This is a genomic window from Amycolatopsis sp. WAC 01376 (genome assembly GCF_003947415.1).
Taxonomy (GTDB): domain Bacteria; phylum Actinomycetota; class Actinomycetes; order Mycobacteriales; family Pseudonocardiaceae; genus Amycolatopsis.
The window spans coordinates 859,186-878,980 of the sequence record NZ_QHKL01000003.1 but is presented as its reverse complement, the minus strand read 5'-3'; the positions used below and the strand labels follow the sequence as shown (position 1 = coordinate 878,980).

General features: G+C 67.5%; 18 protein-coding genes and 1 pseudogene. 9 read left to right on the top strand and 10 right to left on the bottom strand.

Going from position 1 to position 19,795, the window contains the following annotated elements:
• Positions 1 to 101: 101 nt before the first annotated feature.
• A pseudogene (gene dxs / locus DMH03_RS20960) lies at positions 102 to 2,006 on the bottom strand (1-deoxy-D-xylulose-5-phosphate synthase).
• Between the two features lie 217 nt (positions 2,007 to 2,223).
• On the opposite strand from dxs, the gene DMH03_RS20955 reads away from it, so the two are divergent.
• The 5 genes from DMH03_RS20955 (at position 2,224) to DMH03_RS20935 (ending at position 9,202) form a co-directional block, all read left to right on the top strand.
• Positions 2,224 to 3,708: an aldehyde dehydrogenase family protein gene (locus tag DMH03_RS20955; protein WP_125793663.1), complete on the top strand. Its 1,485-nt coding sequence runs from the start codon at positions 2,224 to 2,226 to the stop codon at positions 3,706 to 3,708.
• A 17-nt stretch (positions 3,709 to 3,725) separates the two neighbouring features.
• Entirely contained in the window at positions 3,726 to 5,237 is a 1,512-nt protein-coding gene (locus tag DMH03_RS20950) for an APC family permease (RefSeq protein WP_125793662.1), read from the top strand.
• Positions 5,234 to 6,787, top strand: a complete 1,554-nt coding sequence (locus tag DMH03_RS20945) for a GMC family oxidoreductase (protein ID WP_125793661.1) — start codon at positions 5,234 to 5,236, stop codon at positions 6,785 to 6,787. The genes DMH03_RS20950 and DMH03_RS20945 overlap by 4 nt, the downstream gene beginning before the upstream one ends.
• Positions 6,788 to 7,021: 234 nt before the next feature.
• On the top strand, positions 7,022 to 7,564 hold the full coding sequence (locus tag DMH03_RS20940) for a DUF1062 domain-containing protein (RefSeq protein WP_125793660.1): 543 nt from the start codon (positions 7,022 to 7,024) through the stop codon (positions 7,562 to 7,564).
• Positions 7,565 to 7,945: 381 nt separating this feature from the next.
• Complete coding sequence (locus DMH03_RS20935) at positions 7,946 to 9,202, top strand: HNH endonuclease signature motif containing protein (RefSeq protein ID WP_125793659.1); 1,257 nt, start codon at positions 7,946 to 7,948, stop codon at positions 9,200 to 9,202.
• A 123-nt stretch (positions 9,203 to 9,325) separates the two neighbouring features.
• Here the strand turns inward: DMH03_RS20935 and DMH03_RS20930 are convergent, their stop codons facing one another.
• The 4 genes from DMH03_RS20930 to DMH03_RS20910 form a co-directional block, all read right to left on the bottom strand.
• A complete protein-coding gene (locus DMH03_RS20930) occupies positions 9,326 to 9,583 on the bottom strand; it encodes a transposase (protein WP_125793658.1) in 258 nt (85 codons plus the stop codon).
• A gap of 266 nt (positions 9,584 to 9,849) precedes the next feature.
• Positions 9,850 to 10,194 (bottom strand): hypothetical protein, encoded by a 345-nt coding sequence (locus DMH03_RS20920; RefSeq protein ID WP_233611567.1) that lies wholly within the window; start codon positions 10,192 to 10,194, stop codon positions 9,850 to 9,852.
• Between the two features lie 214 nt (positions 10,195 to 10,408).
• Positions 10,409 to 11,614 (bottom strand): class I SAM-dependent RNA methyltransferase, encoded by a 1,206-nt coding sequence (locus tag DMH03_RS20915; RefSeq protein ID WP_125793655.1) that lies wholly within the window; start codon positions 11,612 to 11,614, stop codon positions 10,409 to 10,411.
• Positions 11,611 to 13,644, bottom strand: a complete 2,034-nt coding sequence (locus tag DMH03_RS20910) for an APC family permease (RefSeq protein ID WP_125793654.1) — start codon at positions 13,642 to 13,644, stop codon at positions 11,611 to 11,613. Before DMH03_RS20910 ends, DMH03_RS20915 begins: the two co-directional genes overlap by 4 nt.
• Before the next feature lie 98 nt (positions 13,645 to 13,742).
• Here DMH03_RS20910 and DMH03_RS20905 point away from each other — a divergent pair, with 98 nt between their 5' ends.
• Together DMH03_RS20905 and DMH03_RS20900 are read left to right on the top strand one after the other, a co-directional pair.
• The gene (locus DMH03_RS20905; protein ID WP_125793653.1) at positions 13,743 to 14,408 is read left to right on the top strand and encodes a TrkA family potassium uptake protein; all 666 of its coding nucleotides are present in this window, start codon (positions 13,743 to 13,745) and stop codon (positions 14,406 to 14,408) included.
• Positions 14,408 to 15,064, top strand: a complete 657-nt coding sequence (locus tag DMH03_RS20900; protein WP_016332961.1) for a TrkA family potassium uptake protein — start codon at positions 14,408 to 14,410, stop codon at positions 15,062 to 15,064. Before DMH03_RS20905 ends, DMH03_RS20900 begins: the two co-directional genes overlap by 1 nt.
• Positions 15,065 to 15,165: 101 nt before the next feature.
• Here the strand turns inward: DMH03_RS20900 and DMH03_RS20895 are convergent, their stop codons facing one another.
• On the bottom strand, positions 15,166 to 15,894 hold the full coding sequence (locus DMH03_RS20895; protein WP_125793652.1) for a DUF3159 domain-containing protein: 729 nt from the start codon (positions 15,892 to 15,894) through the stop codon (positions 15,166 to 15,168).
• A gap of 9 nt (positions 15,895 to 15,903) precedes the next feature.
• On the bottom strand, positions 15,904 to 16,284 hold the full coding sequence (locus DMH03_RS20890) for an OB-fold nucleic acid binding domain-containing protein (RefSeq protein WP_034316985.1): 381 nt from the start codon (positions 16,282 to 16,284) through the stop codon (positions 15,904 to 15,906).
• Between the two features lie 103 nt (positions 16,285 to 16,387).
• Between DMH03_RS20890 and DMH03_RS20885 the strand changes: the two genes are divergently transcribed.
• Positions 16,388 to 17,104, top strand: a complete 717-nt coding sequence (locus DMH03_RS20885) for an alpha/beta hydrolase (RefSeq protein ID WP_233611566.1) — start codon at positions 16,388 to 16,390, stop codon at positions 17,102 to 17,104.
• 213 nt (positions 17,105 to 17,317) lie between these two features.
• Here the strand turns inward: DMH03_RS20885 and DMH03_RS20880 are convergent, their stop codons facing one another.
• The gene (locus DMH03_RS20880) at positions 17,318 to 17,968 is read right to left on the bottom strand and encodes a DUF3710 domain-containing protein (protein ID WP_125793651.1); all 651 of its coding nucleotides are present in this window, start codon (positions 17,966 to 17,968) and stop codon (positions 17,318 to 17,320) included.
• A complete protein-coding gene (gene dut / locus DMH03_RS20875) occupies positions 17,968 to 18,450 on the bottom strand; it encodes a dUTP diphosphatase (RefSeq protein WP_007033571.1) in 483 nt (160 codons plus the stop codon). Before dut ends, DMH03_RS20880 begins: the two co-directional genes overlap by 1 nt.
• Before the next feature lie 24 nt (positions 18,451 to 18,474).
• On the opposite strand from dut, the gene DMH03_RS20870 reads away from it, so the two are divergent.
• Entirely contained in the window at positions 18,475 to 18,969 is a 495-nt protein-coding gene (locus tag DMH03_RS20870; RefSeq protein ID WP_199748950.1) for a DUF3093 domain-containing protein, read from the top strand.
• A gap of 91 nt (positions 18,970 to 19,060) precedes the next feature.
• Here DMH03_RS20870 and DMH03_RS20865 read toward each other — a convergent pair whose 3' ends face one another.
• Complete coding sequence (locus DMH03_RS20865; RefSeq protein WP_005164528.1) at positions 19,061 to 19,369, bottom strand: DUF4193 domain-containing protein; 309 nt, start codon at positions 19,367 to 19,369, stop codon at positions 19,061 to 19,063.
• Positions 19,370 to 19,795 lie beyond the last annotated feature (426 nt).

The window sequence follows — 19,795 nt, the reverse complement described above, 5'->3', positions numbered from 1 at the left end:
TCGGTGGGCGTCGGCTCAGCGACCCGACGAAGGCCTAGCGCGTGCTATGAAAGGTCCTTTCCTTGCAAATTTTGCAACGAAAGGACCTTTCATAGCGCTTGTCAGCGGTGCGTGTCCTCCGGCGCCGGTGTCCGGCTCGCCAGGTTCGCGGACCACTCGGTGACCCGCCGCGCGACGTCCTGGGCGGTGAGCCCGACGCGGGCCAGCACCTCTTCGCGTGAACCGTGGTCGTGGAACACCTGCGGCACCGCGAGGTCCCGCAACGGCACGTCGCATTCGGCGTCGCGGAAGAGCGCGGCCAGCGCGGAGCCGAAGCCGCCGTGACGGCCGCTGTCCTCGACACTCACGACCAGCTAGTGCTGCTCGGCCAGCGCCACCAGTTCGGCGGGCGCCGGGACGACCCAGCGCGGGTCCACCACGGTCACGCCGATGCCCTGGTCGGCCAGCCGGTCCGCGGCGGCGAGCCCGAGCATCGCGAACGCGCCCACGGCGACCAGCAGGACGTCGGCGTCGCCGTCGGGTTTGCGCAGGACGTCCACCGTGCCGACGCGTTCGACGCCGGGCACGGAGTCGATCACGCCGCCCTTGGAGAACCGCAGCGCCGTCGGCCCGTCCTCGACCGCGACGGCCTCCCGCAGTTCCTCGCGCAGCGTGCCGGCGTCGCGCGGCGCGGCGACCCGCATGCCCGGCACCATGCCCAGCAGCGAGAGGTCCCACATGCCGTGGTGACTCGGCCCGTCCGGTCCGGTGATGCCGGCCCGGTCCAGCACCAGCGTCACCGGCTGGCGGTGCAGCGCGACGTCCATCAGGACCTGGTCGAACGCCCGGTTCAGGAAGGTCGAGTAGACCGCGACGACGGGGTGCTTGCCGCCCATCGCGAGCCCGGCGGCCGAAGTCACCGCGTGCTGCTCGGCGATGCCGACGTCGTACCAGCGATCCGGATACGCCTCGGCGAACTTGTGCAGCCCGGTCGAGCGCAGCATGGCCGCGGTGATCGCGACGACGTCCTCGCGGTCGGCGCCGATCTTCACCAGCTCGTCGGCGAAGACACCGGTCCAGCTCGGGCCCTTGACCGGCGGCAGGCCGGTCTCCGGGTCGATCGGGTCGGTCTGGTGCATCTGGTCGGCCTGGTTGCTCACCGCGGGCTCGTAGCCGTGGCCCTTCTCGGTGACCACGTGCACGATGACCGCCCCGCCGAAGTCGCGCGCGCTCTGGAACGCCTTCTCCAGCGCGGCCAGATCGTGCCCGTCCACCGGGCCGAGGTACTTGAGGCCGAGGTCGGAGAACATCATCTGCGGGCTCAGCGCGTCCTTGATCCCCGCCTTGGCCGCGTGCAGTGCCGCGTAGATCGGCTTGCCGACGATGGGCGTGTGCCGCAGCAGTTCCTTGCCGCGGTCCAGCACGCGTTCGTAGCCCGGCTTGAGCCGCAGCGACGCGAGGTGGTCCGCCACGCCGCCGATGGTCGGCGAGTACGAGCGGCCGTTGTCGTTGATGACGATGACGACCGGGCGGCGCGGGTTCGCGGCGATGTTGTTGAGCGCCTCCCAGCACATGCCGCCGGTCAGCGCGCCGTCGCCGACGACGGCGATCGCGTGCCTGCCGCCCCCGCCGAGCTCGAACGCCTTCGCCAGACCGTCCACATAGGACAGCGCGGTCGACGCGTGGCTGTTCTCGACGAGGTCGTGCTCGCTCTCACAGCGCGCCGGGTAGCCGGTGAGGCCGCCGAGCTGGCGCAGCTTGCCGAAGCCGTCATGACGACCGGTGACGATCTTGTGCACATACGCCTGGTGACCGACGTCCCACACGATGGCGTCGTTCGGCGAGTCGAAGACCCGGTGCAGCGCCATCGTCAGCTCGACCACACCCAGGTTCGGGCCGAGGTGACCACCGGCGAGCCGCACCTTTTCGACGAGGAAGTCCCGGATCTCCGCGGCCAGCTCGTCGAGCTGCTCCGGGGTCATCCGCTTCAAGTCGGCCGGTCCGTGCACGGACTCGAGCAACGTCACTCTCCCACCTCGCCTGATTCCTCTTCCGCCGTTCCGACCAGTCTACGGAGGGTCCCTGAGAGTCTTCCGTCCGCCGCGTCACGGGTCACATGTCAGAAAATCACCACTCGACACCCGACGGTGTGAACATGGTCTCTTTTGCCAAGTAGCGGTCACGTCGGGTGGCCGTAATAATCGCTGATCGACGGTTGAGCAAGAGCCGGTTGCGGAGGGCTTGATGGCGGACTTTTTCATCGGTGGCGAGTGGGTCGACGCGGTCGGCGGTGGTCGCCGGGAGATCCGCTGCCCCGCGGACGGGTCGCTGGTCGCGGAAGTCGCCGAAGGCACCCGTGAAGACACCGAAGCGGCCATCGCCGCCGCGAGGAAGGCGTTCGACACCGGCCCGTGGCCGGGCACGCCCGCTCCCCAGCGCGGCGACCTGCTGTTGAAGGCCGCGGACCTGCTCGATCGCGACGCCTCGGCCTTCGCCCGCGCCGAATCGCTCGACACCGGGAAACGGCTGGTCGAGAGCGAATACGACATGGCCGACATCGCCGCGTGCCTGCGTTACTTCGGCAAGCTCGCCGCCAACGACGCCGGCCGCGTGGTCGACACCGGCAACCCGGACGCGTTCAGCCGGATCGTGCACGAGCCGGTCGGCGTCTGCGGGCTGATCACGCCGTGGAACTACCCGCTCCTGCAGACGATCTGGAAGGTCGCCCCCGCGCTCGCGGCGGGCAACACGTTCGTCCTCAAACCCAGCGAGCTGACCCCGCACACCTCGATCATGCTGATGAAGCTGCTGACCGAGGCCGGGCTGCCCGGCGGCGTCGCGAACCTGGTGCTCGGGGCGGGCGCGCAGGCCGGGGCTCCACTTTCGGAGCATCCGGATGTCGATCTCGTCTCGTTCACCGGCGGCCTCGCGACCGGCAAGATCATCGCCGCCTCGGCCGCCGCCACCATCAAGAAGGTCGCGCTGGAGCTGGGCGGGAAGAACCCGAACGTCGTCTTCGCCGACTCGGACTTCGACACCGCCGTCGACTACGCGCTGACCGCGGTGTTCCTGCACTCCGGGCAGGTCTGCTCGGCGGGCGCGCGGCTGATCGTCCAAGAGGAATGGCACGACAGGTTCGTCGACGAACTCGTCCGTCGCGCCGAATTGATCCGACTGGGTGGACCTTTCGACCCGAAGGCTGAAACCGGTCCGCTGATCTCGGCCGCCCATTTGGAGAAGATCGAACGCTACGTCGCCGCGGCGCTGGAAGAGGGCGCCGTCCTGCGCACCGGCGGCAAACGACCCGACGATCGCGAGCTCGCGAAGGGGCACTACTACCTGCCGACCATCCTCGACAACGTGAAGCAGGGCAGCAGCGCCGTCGTCGACGAATCGTTCGGCCCGGTGCTCACCGTCGAGACCTTCACCGACGAGGACGACGCCGTCCGCATCGCCAACGACACGCACTACGGCCTCGCGGGCGCGGTGTTCACCTCGGACGCCTCCCGCGCGCAGCGGGTCGCGAACCGGCTGCGGCACGGCACGATCTGGATCAACGACTTCCACCCGTATCTGCCGCAGGCGGAATGGGGCGGCTACAAGCAGTCCGGCTTCGGGCGTGAGCTCGGCCCGACGGGACTCGCCGAGTACACGGAGGCGAAGCACATCTACCAGAACCTCCGGCCCGCACCACAGCGCTGGTTCTCCGGGGAGCCCGCGTCCAACTAAAGAGGGGAAAATTGCCGATGAGCAATCCTTCCGATGACGGCCTCGCCGGTTTCGGCTACAAACAGGAACTCGAAAGAACGCTCGGCAATTTCCACACCTTCGCCGCCGGGATCAGCTACATCTCGATCCTGACCGGGACCTTCCAGCTGTTCTACTTCGGCTTCAGCTTCGGCGGGCCGGCGTACTGGTGGTCGTGGCCGATGGTGTTCGCCGGCCAGCTCATGGTGGCGCTGTCGTTCGCCGAACTGGCCGCGCACTATCCGGTCGCCGGTTCGATCTACAACTGGTCGAAACGGCTCGGCAGCCCGCACGTCGCCTGGCTGGCCGGGTGGATGATGCTGACCGCCTCGATCGTCAGCATCGCCGCGGTCGCGCTGGCGTATCAGATCACGCTCCCGCAGATCTCGTCGTTCTTCTCCTTCTCCGGCGACAGCGCGGTGAACGCGGTCATCCTCGGCACGATCCTGATCCTGTTCACCACGCTGGTGAACGCCTGGGGCGTCAAACTGATGGCGCGGATCAACAGCGCCGGGGTGTTCATCGAACTGATCGCCGCGGTCCTGCTGATCGTCGCGCTCGCGGTGAACATCACGCGCGGCCCCGAGGTCGTCATGCAGACCAACAACACCGGCGCCGACCAGCCGTGGGGGTACTTCGGGGCGTTCCTGGTCGCCTCGCTCGCGTCGACCTACGTCATGTACGGCTTCGACACCGCCAGCTCGCTCGGCGAGGAATCCCACGACCCGCGCAAGAACGCGCCCAAGGCGATCCTGCGCGCGCTGATCGCGTCGTTCGTCATCGGCGGGCTGATCCTCATCCTGGCGCTGATGGCCGTCGGCGACATCAACAACCCGCAGATCGCGACCGGTGGGCTGCAATTCATCGTGCTCGACGTCCTCGGCAGCACGATCGGCACGATCTTCCTGCTGGCGGTCGTCATCGCGATCACCGTATGCAACCTGGCCGTGCAGTCGGCGGCGATCCGGATGATGTTCGCGATGGGCCGCGACAACAACCTGCCCGCCGGGAAGCATCTGGCGCGGGTGTCGCCGAAGACGAAGACGCCCGTGATCCCCGCGATCGTCTCCGGGGTGATCGCGGTGCTGATCCTGGTGGTCAACGTCGGCCAGCCGCAGATCTTCACGGTGATCACCAGTATCGGCATCATCATGATCTACCTGGCGTACCTGCTGGTCACCGTGCCGATGCTGGTCAAACGCCTGCGCGGGCAATGGCCGCCACCGAAGGTGGCCGGCACCAAGTACTTCTCGCTCGGCAAACTGGGGCTCCCGGTCAACATCCTCGGCGTGCTGTGGGGCGGCGTGATCGTGGTGAACCTGGCGTGGCCGCGGCGCGAGGTCTACAACGCGACCGAGCCCTACCACTGGTACCTCCAATGGGGGGCCGTGCTGTTCGTCGGCGCGGTGGCGGTCGTCGGTTTCGCGTATTACTGGTTCGTCCTGCGGCACAAGAGCGGCGTCCTGGCCGATCACGCCGCGGAAGCACTTCCCGAGGAGGCAGCACAGTGACCGGAGAGTTCGACTACATCGTCGTCGGCGGCGGGACGGCGGGTTCGGTGGTCGCGGCGAGACTCTCGGAAGACCCGGACGTCACCGTGGCGCTCCTGGAGGCCGGACCGTCCGATGTGGACAATCCGGCGGTGCTGGAACTGACGAAGTGGATGGCACTGCTGGAATCCGGCTACGACTGGGACTACCTGGTCGAACCGCAGGAGTCCGGCAACTCCTTCCTGCGCCACGCCCGCGCGCGAGTGCTCGGCGGCTGCTCGTCGCACAACTCGTGCATCGCCTTCTGGGCGCCGGCGGAAGACCTCGACGAATGGTCGTCGCTCGGTCTTCCCGGCTGGTCGGCCAAGGATGTTTTCCCGCTGTACAAGCGTCTTGAGACCAACGACGGTCCCGGTGACCACCACGGCCGCTCCGGTCCGGTGACCATCCGCTCGGTGCCGCCGAACGACCCGACCGGCGTCGCGCTGCTGCAGGCCTGCGAGCAGGCGGGCATCCCGAGGACGGAGTTCAACTCGGGCAAGACCGTGACACACGGGGCGAACTGGTTCCAGATCAACGCGCGCGAAGACGGCACGCGATCGTCGGCGTCGGTCTCGTATCTGCACCCGATCATCGGCAAGCGGCCGAACCTGGAGATCATCACCGGTGCCCGCGTCCGGCGGCTGCTGTTCGACGGCAAACGCTGCACCGGCGCGGAGTACCTCGCCGACGACCTGATCCACGGCGTCCCGCTGCGCGCGCGGCGCGAGGTCATCCTGTCCTCTGGCGCGATCGACACCCCGAAACTCCTGATGCTGTCGGGAATCGGCCCCGCCGATCATCTGCGCGAGGTCGGAGTGGAAGTTCTGGTGGACTCCCCCGGCGTCGGCGAGAACCTGCAGGATCACCCGGAAGGCGTCATCCAGTGGGACGCCCTGCAGCCGATGACCACCGAGTCCACGCAATGGTGGGAGATCGGCATCTTCACCACCACCGAGGAAGGGCTCGACCGGCCGGACCTGATGTTCCACTACGGCTCGGTGCCGTTCGACATGAACACCCTCCGGCAGGGCTATCCCACCACGGAGAACGGCTTCTGCCTGACCCCGAACGTCACCCGGTCACGGTCGACCGGCACCGTGCGGCTACGCAGCCGCGACTATCGGGACAAGCCGAAGGTGGATCCGCGCTACTTCACCGACGAGCACGACATGCGCGTGATGACCTACGGCATCAAACTGGCACGCAAGATCGCCGAACAGCCCGCGCTGGACGAATGGGCGGGCACGGAACTGGCACCCGGCAAGGACGTCAAGACCGACGACGAGATCGCCGACTACCTGCGCAAGACGCACAACACGGTCTACCACCCGTCGTGCACCGCGAAAATGGGCGGCGACGGGGATCCGCTGGCCGTACTGGACGCGCGACTGCGGGTGCGGGGCGTCGAAGGCCTGCGCGTCGCGGATGGTTCGGCGATGCCGTTCCTGGTCGCGGTCAACCCGTGCATCACGACGATGGCGATCGGTGAGAAGTGCGCGGACATGCTGAAGGAGGACGCGCGCTCCTAGGCATTGCTTGAGTGAGGCCCCCTGGTTTCGGCCAGGGGGCCTTCGCTTTGCCCTGGAAAACCAGTGGAGCGGCCTCTCCCTGGCCATTACCGTGCTGCCGGACCATGTCGTCGAGCCCGAGGGCCTGCCGTTGTACACCCTGTGAGACCTCCCGAGAGCTGATTTCGTCGCGCGTCGCGTCTAGGCGCCGCGTTTCTTTTTGCTGCGGATTTCTCACTGAACGGGCGTATTCCTGTGCTCGAAAACTGGGTGGTCGTACCCACCTGCCTACCTGTCGTCCTCCGCCGTTGCCACGCTTGCGCGTCCGGGCGTTTCCGGGCGAACGGCAAGTTCCGCGTCAACGCCAACCACAAACTCCTCGACGTCTGGCTCCTCGTGCGCTGCACCGGATGCGGGGACACCGCGAAGCTCACGATCCTGGAGCGGGTGAACGTGCGCTCCGTCCGGCCTGAACTGCTGAACCGGCTGCATGAGAACGACCCCGCCTTGGCGGCGCACCTGCTCCAGGACCCCGCCGTGCGGCGCCGTAACCGCATCGCCCTCGATTGGGAGGGTGCCTGGTGCCTCGACACCGGCTCCTCGGATGCCCCGGACTTTCGCGACGTCTCCGTTCGCTTCGCGGCTCGGATCCCGGTCCGGCCGGTGCGGCTGATCGCCGAGGGATGCGGTCTTTCGCGGGGCGAGGTCGAGAGACTGATCGAGGAAGGGAAGGTGGTTTCGGCGGTGCGGTTGACCGGGAAGGTTTCCGGGGACTTCACTTTCACGCTGAAACGCTGAGCTTGGGTCTCGTGAGTGGTAAGGACGGTTAGAGCCAAGGGTGGCTTAGGCACCTACGTGGTTCCGGCTTCCCTCGGCTCAGCCGAGGAAACCCGACCTTCACACCTTGCCTGAGTACATGAAGGACCCCTTCCTTGCGCCTGGCGCAGTGAAGGGGTCCTTCATGTACTCAGGCGGGCAAGAACACTGGTGCCGAGCCGCGTGAGTCTCGTGAGAGACAAAGACAGGTCGTGAGTGGTAAAGGACGGTTAGAACCGTCCTTACCACTCGCGAGCGTCACGATGTCCGACCCCATATCACCCATCAGTGGTAAATGTGCAATTACCATTATTGCTTAAAATTACGAATGATTTCCCGCCCATATTTCGGTAATATGGAGACGTGCCCGAGACGACCATTCCCGAACTGCCGCAGGAACTGTGGCGCGCCGGCAAGCTGGAGCTTGCCCACGGCGTGACACACCTGCTGCAGGTGATGAGGGTGGCCTCGGCCGGCTTGGGGAAGTACCTGGCGGAAGTCGAGTCGCGGGGCGCGGAAGACTTGTTCGGCTATGGGAGCGCGACATCTTGGCTCGCCGATGTCGCCCGGATCTCCCGGGGTGACGCGCAAGACATGGTGGACCGGGCCCAGGCCCTGAACCCCGCGCCGGGTGTCGGTGGTGAGGGTGCCGTGTTCGCGCCCGCAACCGCCGCCGCGGCCGAGGACGGCGCGCTCGGGGAGCAGCACATAGACCTGATCCTGGAGATCCTCCGCAAAATTCCCTCCGATGTGCCCGCGGAGGAACGAGCCGGGGCGGAGAAGATCCTCGCCGATCTCGCCCGCGAGGCCGGGCCGAAAGAGATCGCCGACGCAGGCGTGAACCTTCTCGCGCATCTCGACCCCGATGGCAACGAGCCGAAGGACCCCGAACCCACGCCGCCGAGGCGGGAGGTGTTCGTCGAGCGCCGCAAGGACGGCTTCTGGAAACTGTCCGGGCTACTGGACCCCGAGACCGGTGCCCGCACCGCGGCCACGCTGGACGCCTACGGGGCGAAGCGGCCGGTCGACGAGTTCGGCCAGACCGACCACCGCACCATGCCCCAACGCCGAGGAGACGCGTGGGCCGACCTCGTCGACCTCGCCATCGCCTGCCCCGATCAACCGGGCACCTCCGGCTACCGCACGCTGGTGCATGTCACCGTCGGACTCGAAGCCTTGAAGACCGGACTCGGGACCGCGTGCCTCGACTTCGTCGGGAAGATCACCGCCCGCGAAGCCCGTTTGGCAGCTTGCGACTGCCTGATGATCCCCGTCGTGCTCAACGCCGCCGGTGAGCCTCTCGATGTCGGACGAATGAAACGGTTCGTCACCCCAGGCCAACGTCGGGCCTTGAACATTCGCGACGGTGGCTGTGCGTTCCCCGGCTGCCATCGGGCGCCGAAGCACTGTCACGCCCACCACATTCACCACTGGGCGGACGGCGGACCGACTGATCTGCGGAACCTGGTCCTTCTCTGCGGCTTCCACCATCGGCTGATCCACCATGGCGACTGGCAGGTTCGGATGGCGCCGGACGGGATACCGGAGTTCGTGCCACCTCAGTACCTCGACCCGCTACAAGTGCCACGGCGCAACACTCTCCACCGCGTCGTGACTTGATCACGCACAACCCGAGGAGCCCGCCGTCCGCACCGGCGACGGGCTCCTCGGCATGCCCATGTTCAAGTGACGTGAAAGACCCCTGGACCGAACCATCCGGCCTAGGGCGTGTCCTGCGGATCTTCATCGGAGGTGGAGGACGATGCAGGCGAGGATGATCTCGGCGCGGTGGTAGGCGGCTCGTTTGGCGTATCGGGTCGCTAGGCCGCGAAATTGTTTGAGCCGGTTGAAGCATCGCTCGACGACGTTGCGGAGCTTGTAGAGGTCGGGGTCGAAGGCCGGTGGCCTTGATCCTGCGCTCCCGCAGCGCCTTCCGGGTATTCGGGTGGGTGTAGGCCTTGTCGGCCAGCAGCGGCAGCAGTTGCGGGTTGTCCCCGGCATGACCGGGCTTGAGGATCACCGCCAACGGCAGACCGGCCGCGTCGACCGCCAGGTGAAGCTTCGTCGTCAGCCCTCCCCGGGAGCGTCCGAGGCATTCCCCGTCGATCGCGAGGTCTTCGATCCAGTCCGCGCAACCCCTTTGACGATCACGTGCTCCAGGACCCGATCCCACGTCCCGTCCGCGGTCCACTTCCGCAACCGCTCATGCGCGATCTTCCACGGCCCATACCGGATCATGAACAAGATCCGCACCATCCGGCCGTACCTCAAATGGAGACGACGGCCGGGGTACCCCGCTCACCGGACATCTGCTGCAGCGCCCACGCCTGCCCGAATTTCGCCAGCGCGGGCCCCGACCAGTAGGCGGAAATGGCGATTCCCTTCCACAACGGCATCTTCGGTCCGCTCAGCGTTCCGTGAGCGACCTGCACCTGGACCGCGCCCTCCACCCAGGTGAAGACGAAATGCGCGTACATGAACATCCATGCCTGTCTGCCCAGCAGATCCCTGGCCAGCACCGGGCCTTCGGACGGGTAGGGCGCCGTGTAGATGACTTGTTTCCGGCCGCTGCGGTAGCTGATCTCCTGCGCCGTGACACCGGGAGGAAGCATTGACGGTTCCATTCGTCAGTCCTCCACGATGGTGACCGTGCCGTGCCCGTCGCAGCCGGCGCAGCCTTTTCCGTCGCAATCACCACATACCGAAGTAAGATAATCCATGATTCGGAATTCCGTTCGCGTCGAATTGAGCTCAAGTTAGCGAGCACTTCGACACCTGGACAAGCCGAACGAAGCCAATCCATTCCGACGGATTACCGATAAGCCGTTATTGCAGCAACGCAACGCATTCGACGTGGTGTGTCATCGGGAAAGCGTCGAAAGCACGCAGATCCGCCAGCCCGTATCCGTGTCCCGCGAACAGCGCGATGTCGCGGGCCAAGGCGGCCGGGTCGCACGCCACGTAGACGATCCTGTCGGGCGAGCCTTCCACAATGGACTCGACGACGGCCTTGCCCGCACCCTTGCGCGGCGGGTCGAGGACGACGACGTCGACCGGTTTCGGGGCGTCGGCCAGCAGATGCTCGACGCGGCCGGAGCGCCAGCGGACCTGCGGAAGGTCGGCCAGGTTCTCCTCGCCGTCGGCGACGGCGCGACGGCCGGATTCGATGGCGAGCACGCGGCCGCCCGGGCCGACCTGCTCGGCGAGCACCGACGCGAAGAGGCCGACGCCGGCGTACAGGTCCCAGGCCACGCCGTCGCGCGGCGCCTCGGCCCATTCCGCGACGACGGCGGCGAGCGTGTCGGCGGCGGCCGGGTGGACCTGCCAGAAGCCGTGGGCGTCGAGGCGCCAGTCGCGGCCGGCGGCGCGCTGGACGGCGAGGCCGCCCGCCAGCTGCCGCGACTTGGTCTTCCCGTGGACCGTCGACAGGTCGCGGACGTGCACGTGCCCCGCGCCGTCCTTCGTGACCTCGATTTCACTGCCGGGGCGCCAGTTCCGCGACACGACGTCGTCGAGCGCGCCGGGGACGGTGATCGGGCAGTCGTCGATGGCGATCACGCGGTGACTGTGGTGCGCCCGGAAGCCCGCCTTGCCGTCCTTGCCCGCGACGAGCCGGACGCGGCTACGCCAGTCCAGCGGGCCACCGTCGAGCGCTTCGACGACCACGTCGCGCTCGATCCCGGCCAGCCTCTTCAGCTGTTCCGCGACGACCGCGGCCTTGAGTTCACGCTGGTAACCGGGAGCGGCGTGCTGCCAGTCGCAACCACCGCACTCCCCCGGCGCCGCGAGCGGGCACGGCGGCTCCACCCGTTCCGGGGATGCCTCCAGGACCTCGATCGCGTCGGCACGGCAGAACGACCCGCCCTTGTCTTCGGTGACCGAGGCGAGGACCCGCTCGCCGGGCAGCGCGTGCCGCACGAACACGACCCGACCTTCCGCCCGCGCGACGCAGTGCCCGCCGTGGGCGACCGCGCCGACCTCCAGCTCGATCGTTCGTCCGAGCCAGGTGCCGGTCGACGCGTCCACACTCATTCTGATTTTTCCTTGTCCTTCGTTTTTTCGGTCTGTTTGACCACAGGGGAGAATCCACGCCGCACGTCGCCTGCCGCGGGCCGTGCCTTCCGGTCGCGTTTGATCGCCTTTTCCGACGATTCGAGCTGCCACGGCACGCTCGTCACCATGACGCCGGGCTGGAACAGGAGCCGTCCCTTGAGGCGCAGCGCGCTCTGGTTGTGCAGCACCTGCTCCCACCAGTGCCCGACCACGTATTCGGGGATGAACACGGTCACCACGTTGCGCGGATTGTCGCCGCGAACGCGCTTCACGTAGTCCAGCACGGGTTTCGTGATCTCGCGGTACGGCGATTCGATCACCTTCAGCGGCACCTTGAAATTGTGGTCGTCCCATTCCTGGACGAGTTTGCGCGTCTCGGCGTCGTCGACGTTCACCGTGACCGCTTCGAGGACGTCCGGCCGCACGGCCTTGGCGTAGGAAAGCGCGCGCAGGGTCGGCAGGTGCAGCTTCGAAATCAGCACGATCGCGTGGTTGCGCGAAGGCAATACGGTCGGCTTGCGGTCCATCTCGCGCAATTCCTCCGCGACCCGGTCGTAATGCTTCCGGATCGCGGTCATCAGGATGTAGATCGCCACCATGGCCGCGATCGCGATCCAGGCGCCGAGGAGGAACTTCGTGACCAGCACGATGACCAGCACGGTGCCGGTCATGGTGAGGCCGATCGCGTTGACCGTCTGCGATCGCCGCATCCGCCGCCGCACCGTCGGATCGGTCTCCCTGGCCAGCAACCGGTTCCAGTGCCGGAGCATGCCCGCTTGGCTGATCGTGAACGAGACGAACACACCCACGATGTAGAGCTGGATGAGCTTCGTGACCTCGGCGTCGAAGGCGATGATCAGCACCAGCGCGAACGCCGAGAGGAACAGGATGCCGTTGGAGAAAGCCAGCCTGTCGCCCCTGGTGTGCAGCTGGCGCGGCAGGTAGCGGTCCTGGGCGAGGATCGAACCGAGCACCGGGAAGCCGTTGAACGCGGTGTTGGCGGCCAGCAGCAGGATGATGCCGGTGGCGAAGGAGATGTAGTAGAACGCGGGGGTGAAGTCGGCGAACACCGCCTGCGCGATCTGCGCGACGATCGTCTTCTGCTCGTAGCCCGCCGGAGTGCCGGTGAGCTGCGTTTCCGGGTGTTCGGCGAATTTGACGTCGGTGATGATCGCCAGCGTGATGATGCCGACCAGCATCGTCACCGCGAGCACCCCCATCAGCAGGAGGGTGGTCGCCGCGTTCTTCGATTTCGGCTTCTGGAACGCCGGGACACCGTTGCTGATCGCCTCGACCCCGGTCAGCGCCGCCGCACCGGAGGAGAACGTCCGCAGCAGCAGGAAGAAAAAGGCGAAACCGGTCAAAGAGGCTTCTTCGTGCAACTGGAAATCCGCACTCTCGGCCCGCATGTCGGTGCCGGAGGCCGCCTCGATGAGGCCCCAGATCACCATGCCGAGAATGCCGATGATGAAACCGTAGACCGGGATCGCGAACGTTTTGCCCGATTCGCGCACTCCGCGTAGGTTCAGCGCGGTCAACACGACCACGATGACGACCGCGGCGATCACCTTGTGCTCCGCCACCCACGGGATGGCGGAACCGATGTTCGCCACCCCGGATGACGTCGAAACCGCCACCGTGAGCACGTAGTCCACCAGCAGGGCGCTCGCGACGGTGAGCCCGAATTTGCCGCCGAGGTTGGTATTGGCGACTTCGTAGTCACCGCCGCCGCTGGGATAGGCGTGCACGTTCTGCCGGTAGGAGGCGACCACGACCAGCATGACGACGGCGACGGCGACGCCGATCCACGGCGCGAAGGCGTACGCGGACAGGCCCGCGACGCTGAGGGTCAGAAAGATTTCCTCAGGCGCGTAGGCGACGCTCGACAACGCGTCGGACGCGAAAATCGGCAGCGCGATGCGCTTCGGCAGGAGCGTATGCGAGAGGCGGTCACTCCGGAATGGACGTCCGAGGACGAGCCGCTTCAATACGGTCGGGAACTTCGACACCGCAGAAGCGTAACGGGCGGCCCTCACGGTAGGTTCGGCCCTGGTGTGTCTGGGTACCTGCGGACGGGTGAAACGTTCGCTGACTAAGGAGGCAGTGCGTGCACGTGGTGATCATGGGATGCGGCCGGGTCGGCGCATCCCTGGCCGCGGCGCTGGAGCGGCTCGGGCACGAGGTCGCCGTCATCGACAAGAGCAGGCAGGCGTTCCGGCGGCTCGGCAGTGATTTCCACGGTCAGCAGGTGGTCGGCGTCGGCTTCGACCGGCAGGTGCTGATCGAGGCCGGGATCGAACGCGCGGGGGCCTTCGCGGCGGTGTCCAGCGGCGACAACTCCAACATCATCTCGGCGCGCGTGGCCAGGGAGAATTTCGGCATCGACAAGGTCGTCGCCAGGATCTACGACCACAAGCGCGCTGCGGTCTACGAACGGCTCGGCATCCCGACCGTGGCGACCGTGCCGTGGACGACCGACCGGTTCCTGCGCACCCTGCTTCCCGATGGCGTCGCCTCCGAATGGCGAGACCCGTCCGGCAGCGTCGCGCTCCTGCAGCTCCCGTTGCACGAGGGATGGATCGGGCGCAGCGTGCGCGAACTGCAGGACACCACCGGCGCCAGGGTCGCGTTCATGATGCGGTTCGGCACCGCCGTGCTGCCCGACACCAAGGCCGTGATCCAGGCCGACGACGTCGTGTACGTCGCCGCGAAATCGGGCACTGTCAGCGACGTGACCACCGTCGCCGCTCGCGAACCGGAAGAGGAGAACTGATGCGGGTCGCGATTGCCGGGGCCGGCGCGGTGGGCCGGTCGATCGCCGCGGAGCTGATCGACGGGCGCCACCAGGTGATGCTCATCGAACGTGAGGCCGACCAGTTCGAGCCGCACACCGTGGAGCAGGCGGATTGGGTGCTCGGCGACGCGTGCGAGGTGTCGATCCTGGAGGAGTCCGGGATCGAGGAGTGCGACGTCGTGATCGCCGCGACCGGCGACGACAAGGCGAACCTGGTGGTGTCGCTGCTGGCGAAGACCGAGTTCGCGGTGCGCCGGGTGGTGGCGCGGGTGAACAACCCGGCCAACGAATGGCTGTTCAACGACGCCTGGGGGGTCGATGTCGCCGTGTCGACCCCGCGGATGCTCGCGGCGATGGTCGAAGAGGCGGTGAGCGTCGGCGATCTGGTGCGGCTGATGACGTTCCGGCAGAGCCAGGCGAACCTCGTCGAACTCACCCTCCCGGAGGAGACGCCGCTGGCGGGCAAGGCGGTCAGCGAGATCAACCTGCCGCGTGACGCGGCGCTGGTGACGATCCTGCGCGGGGACCGGGTGATCGTGCCGCAGCCGGAGGATCCGCTCGAGCCGGGTGACGAGCTGCTGTTCGTGGCGACCTCGGACGTGGAGCCGGAGATCCGGACCGCGCTGGGTTACTAGAACCGCCCTTTCACGCCTCCTCAAACGCTATGAACGGTCCTTTCCTTGCAAATTTTGCAAGGAAAGGACCGTTCATAGCGTACGGGGCTTGACGGAAGCGGCTAGTTCTCGACGGCGGGCGCCTGCGCGTACTTCTCACGCAGGCGAGCCTCGACCTCGGCGTCGGTCTCTTCACGCGGGGCCTCTTCGGCCTGCGCCTTGAGGTGCTTGTCCGACCGCCGCACCGCCCACACGACGGTGAGCAGGCCGAGCGCGTACAGCGGGTATCCCATCGCGATCTTGGCGAAGGCCAGCCAGCCGGTGTAGTCCTCGTCGTACAGCCAGCGCTGCACGACGAACCGGGCGCCGAAGATCAGCGCCATGGCGCCGGTCGCGATCGAATAGGCGATCAGGGACTTCTTGTCCTTGCGCCAGGCGTGGCCGGTGCCGTTGAGCGCGTTCCACACCACCCCGGCGAGGGGCCAGCGGACGACGATCGAGAGCACGAAGACGCCGCAGTAGACCAGGCTCGTCCAGATGCCGAACAGGAAGAAGCCCTTGGCCGATCCGGTCCGGTAGGCGATGAACGCCGCGATCGCCACCCCGAAGAATCCGGAGATGGCGGGCTGGAGCGGCTCCTTGCGCACGATCCGCAGCACGGTGATCGCCACCGCGCTGCCCACCGCGGCCCAGATGCCCACCGTGAGCCCGAAGATCGCGTTCGCGATCACGAACACGATGACCGGCAGCGAGGAATAGAACAGTCCTGACAGCCCGCCCATCTGTTCCAACAGGGTGGGCGGGGGCTTCTTGTCGTCGGTCTTCTGCTCGCCGCCGGCGGGTTCACTCACGATGCGGGATCAACTCACAGGGCTCTGAAGTTCGTAATAGGGGTTGTACAGCACCTTCTGACCATCACGTTCGGCCATCCGGCCGCGCACCTTGATGGTTCGCCCGGGTTCGATTCCGGGGATCCGGCGGCGTCCGAGCCAGATTAGCGTCACACCCTGTGTGCCGTCGAACAGCTCGGCCTGCAGCGTCGCCGCCTCGTTGGTCGGGCAGAGCTCCACGCTGCGGAGTCTCCCGAGCACCGTCACCTCTTGACCCGACCGGCAGTCGCAGGCTCGCTGCGCTCCGCCGGCCTCGGATTTTTCGGACAGATCGTCGGCGTCGAGATCCTCGACGTCGCTGGTCAGCTTGCGGACCAGCCGGCTGAAGTAGCCGCCGTCTTTGGCGGACATAACGGTGCTCCTGTGCTCCGGGGCCCCCGACTTGAACGGCCCGTGCGTAATCCAGCGTAACTGTGCTTCGACCAGGAGAACGGGTTTAGGGGAATATCGCAACGTGACCTCCGCTATTCCGCCTACGACGGCAGTAGTACTCCCCGGCACCGGGTCCGACGAAGTGTTCGTGCGCAGCGTGTTCTCCGGCCCGCTGCGGGCGCTCGGCATCCGGCTGCTCGCCCCGCCCCCGCCCGCGGGCGGCCGTCTCGCGGACGGCTATCTCGAGGAGCTGGACAGGCTGTCCGGCGAGCACGGTCCGCTGCTCGTCGGCGGCATCTCGTTCGGCGCGCATCTGTCGGCGGAGTGGGCGGCCCGCAATCCGGGCCGCTGCACCGGCCTGCTGGCCGCGCTCCCGGCCTGGAACGGCCCGGCCGGACAAGCACCCGCGTCGCTCGCCGCGCGGCTGTCAGCGGATCTGGTGGCCGAAAACGGGGTCGAGGGCGCGCTGGCGAAATCGACGGACGGCGTCCCGGGCTGGCTCTCGGCGGAACTCGGCCGCGCGTGGCGGCGGCACGGTGCCGACCTGGCGGCAAGCCTGCGGACGGCGGCAGGCCATCCCGCCCCGACACTCGAAGACCTGAAAGGCCTCGACGTGCCCGCGGGGATCGGCGCATGCGTGGACGACCCGATCCACCCAGCGGCGGTGGCGCACGCCTGGGCGAACGCCCTCCCCCACGCCGAAGTCGGCGAGTCGACCCTCACCGCCCTCGGCACGAACAGGGAATCCCTAGGCCACACAACCGTCCAAGCCTGGCTAACCGCCACCCAGACCCACTAACCCCACCGCGGCACCACAGCACCGAACGGTCTCCCAAAGGGCGCTCTGCGCCCGACGGAGACTTCACCCGTCGCGCGCCCTCTTTCGGGCCGAAGGCCCACGGAACGTGATGAAGGGGCGCCCTCCGCTCCCAACCCGAGTTGCAAGCGGCCCGGCGCCCCTTCGGCACGTTTACGTCAGCGCGCGATCAAATAAACACAGCGCGCGATCAAATCAACTCTGCTCGGCGATGTGCTGTGCGACGGCGTCGGGCAGCGTGATGGTGAGCGGGGTGCGGACCGGCATCGGCGCGTCGCCGCGGTCGACGATGGTGTGCCGCACGATCTCGCGCAGTACCGCGGGCGCCTGGGACGCCTGCGACTGCGGACCGGCGATGACGCCGCGGAGCATCCAGCGGGGGCCGTCGACCCCGACGAACCGCAGTGCGACGTCGCCGACGATCGCGGACAGCTCCAGGCCCCATTCCCCCATGCCGACCGAGACCTTGGCGCCGTCGGCGCGCAGTTGCTCGGTGAGTTCGGTGCTGACGTCCTTCCACAGGCCGCCGGACCGAGGCGCCGCGTAGCCGCTCACGGTGATCTGGCCCTGTTCGGTGACGACGTGCACCGCGCGGACGCCGCCGCTCTCCGGGTCCATCTCGACCTGGACCTGGGAGCCGTCGGGTACCGGTACCTTCACCGAACCGAGGTCGATCCTCGGGATGCCGTCCTCGGGCGCGTCGGCGAGGTCGAAGGGGCCGTCGGAGGTCTCCGACAGCTGCGGCTCGATCTCGTCGGCGCCGTCGTCACCGGGACGGTCTTCGACCTCGGGCGCGGCGTGCCGTCCGCTCGGCTTGGCCTCGCGCTTGCGTCCGAAAATCCCCACTAGTTCTCCGTTCCTTCCCTGGCTCCGGCTCCCAGTGTGGCGTGTCCGCCCGTGGAGCCATACCCTCCCTCGCCGCGCTCGGACGGCTCGAGTTCGGCGACCTCGACGAATTCGGCCTGTTCGACCCGTTGCACGACCAGCTGCGCGATCCGGTCGCCGCGGGTGAGCACGACCTTCTCGGAGAGATCATGGTTGATCAGGCAGACGCGGATCTCACCGCGGTACCCGGAGTCGATGGTGCCCGGGGTGTTGACGACCGAGAGGCCGACGCGGGCGGCGAGACCCGAGCGCGGGTGGACGAAGCCCGCGTACCCGGGCGGCAGCGCGATCGCGACACCCGTTCCGACGACGCCGCGTTCGCCGGGCGCGAGCACGAGATCCGAGGTGGTGACGAGGTCGGCGCCCGCGTCGCCGGGGCGCGCGTAGGCGGGGAGTGGGACCGAAGGATCGATCCGGGAAAGCAGTACCTGAACGGTGGACACGGGCGGCGAGACTACCCTGAAGGCGTGGGTGAAAGCGTGAACACGGCCGAAGGCGGCGCCGTCAAGCATTCAGAGCGGCTCTATGTCCCGTGGTGGGGCTGGCCGTTGCCGCTGCTGGGCGGCGGGCTGCTGGCGGCGGAGATCGACATGGGCTATCCGGGGCTCCGCGGCTGGCTGCCGTACGTGGTGCTGATCCCCGCGGTGATCGCGCTGATGGTTTCGCTCGGCCGGTCCCGCGTGCGGGTGACCGGTGGCGCCGAGCCGGAGCTGTGGCTGCGCGACGCGCATCTTCCGCTCAAGTTCGTCGGCGACGTCGACGTCATCGACAAGGAAGCGAAGCGCAAGGCGCTCGGCCGCGACGCCGATCCGGCGGCCTTCGTGCTGCACCGGGGCTGGGTCGGCCCGGTCGTGCGGGTCTGGCTCACCGACCCCGAAGATCCGACGCCGTATTGGCTGTTCAGCACCCGGCATCCGGAGAAGGTGGCCGCGCTGCTGCGGCAGACCGCCTCGAAGTCCTGAGCACAGGAAAGGGGGCCGGCCACTCGGCCGGCCCCCTTATTCCTGTTCGAACCCCGAAACCCCTGTCGCGCCGTCCCCTGTGCCCGTAGGCTCAGGCGCAGTCGCGGCAGATGAGCCGTCCGCCACTCTCTTCCGCAAGCCTGCTGCGGTGGTGCACCAGGAAGCAGACGGAGCAGGTGAACTCGTCGGCCTGCTTGGGCACGACCTTGACGGTCAGGTCCTCCCCGGAAAGTCCGGAGAGGTCCGCGCCCGGCAGCTCGAAGTTCTCGGCGGTCGCGTCCTCGTCGACGTCCACGACGCCGGACTGGTTTTCGTTGCGCCGTGCCTTGAGCTCTTCCAACGAGTCTTCGGCCAGCTCGTCGGCTTCGCTGCGGCGCGGAGCGTCGTAGTCGGTCGCCATTTGTCCCTCACCCCTGCGATGCTTTCGATGTCAGATGGCCCGGACCCAAGAGCGCGCGGCTCGTGAGTCCTTCGTGCCGCTGGTTAACGTCCCAGCGCCCCTGTTTGTGCCCGGCTGGGCAGTGAGCGAGGTCTCTCTTTTGCGCCTCTTACTGCCGCCTGAGCCCGCGAAGGGTAGCTCACGCCGATACCGGCTCTGCAACGAGTCAGACATTGCCGGGATTACGTCACCCAACAGGGGGAACCCTGCTGTCAAGACGCCTGTCGTCCGAATGGGTTGTGCCCGCGTCGGGTACCTCACCCCTTGGGCCCGGCCGCTTGCCCGGAGTGGCCATCGCGTGGTGCTATCCGGAGGCCCGCGCCGATCACCTTCACCACAACGCATAGGCTGATCGGACACGATGGTGAGATGAAGCACCGTCCGGGG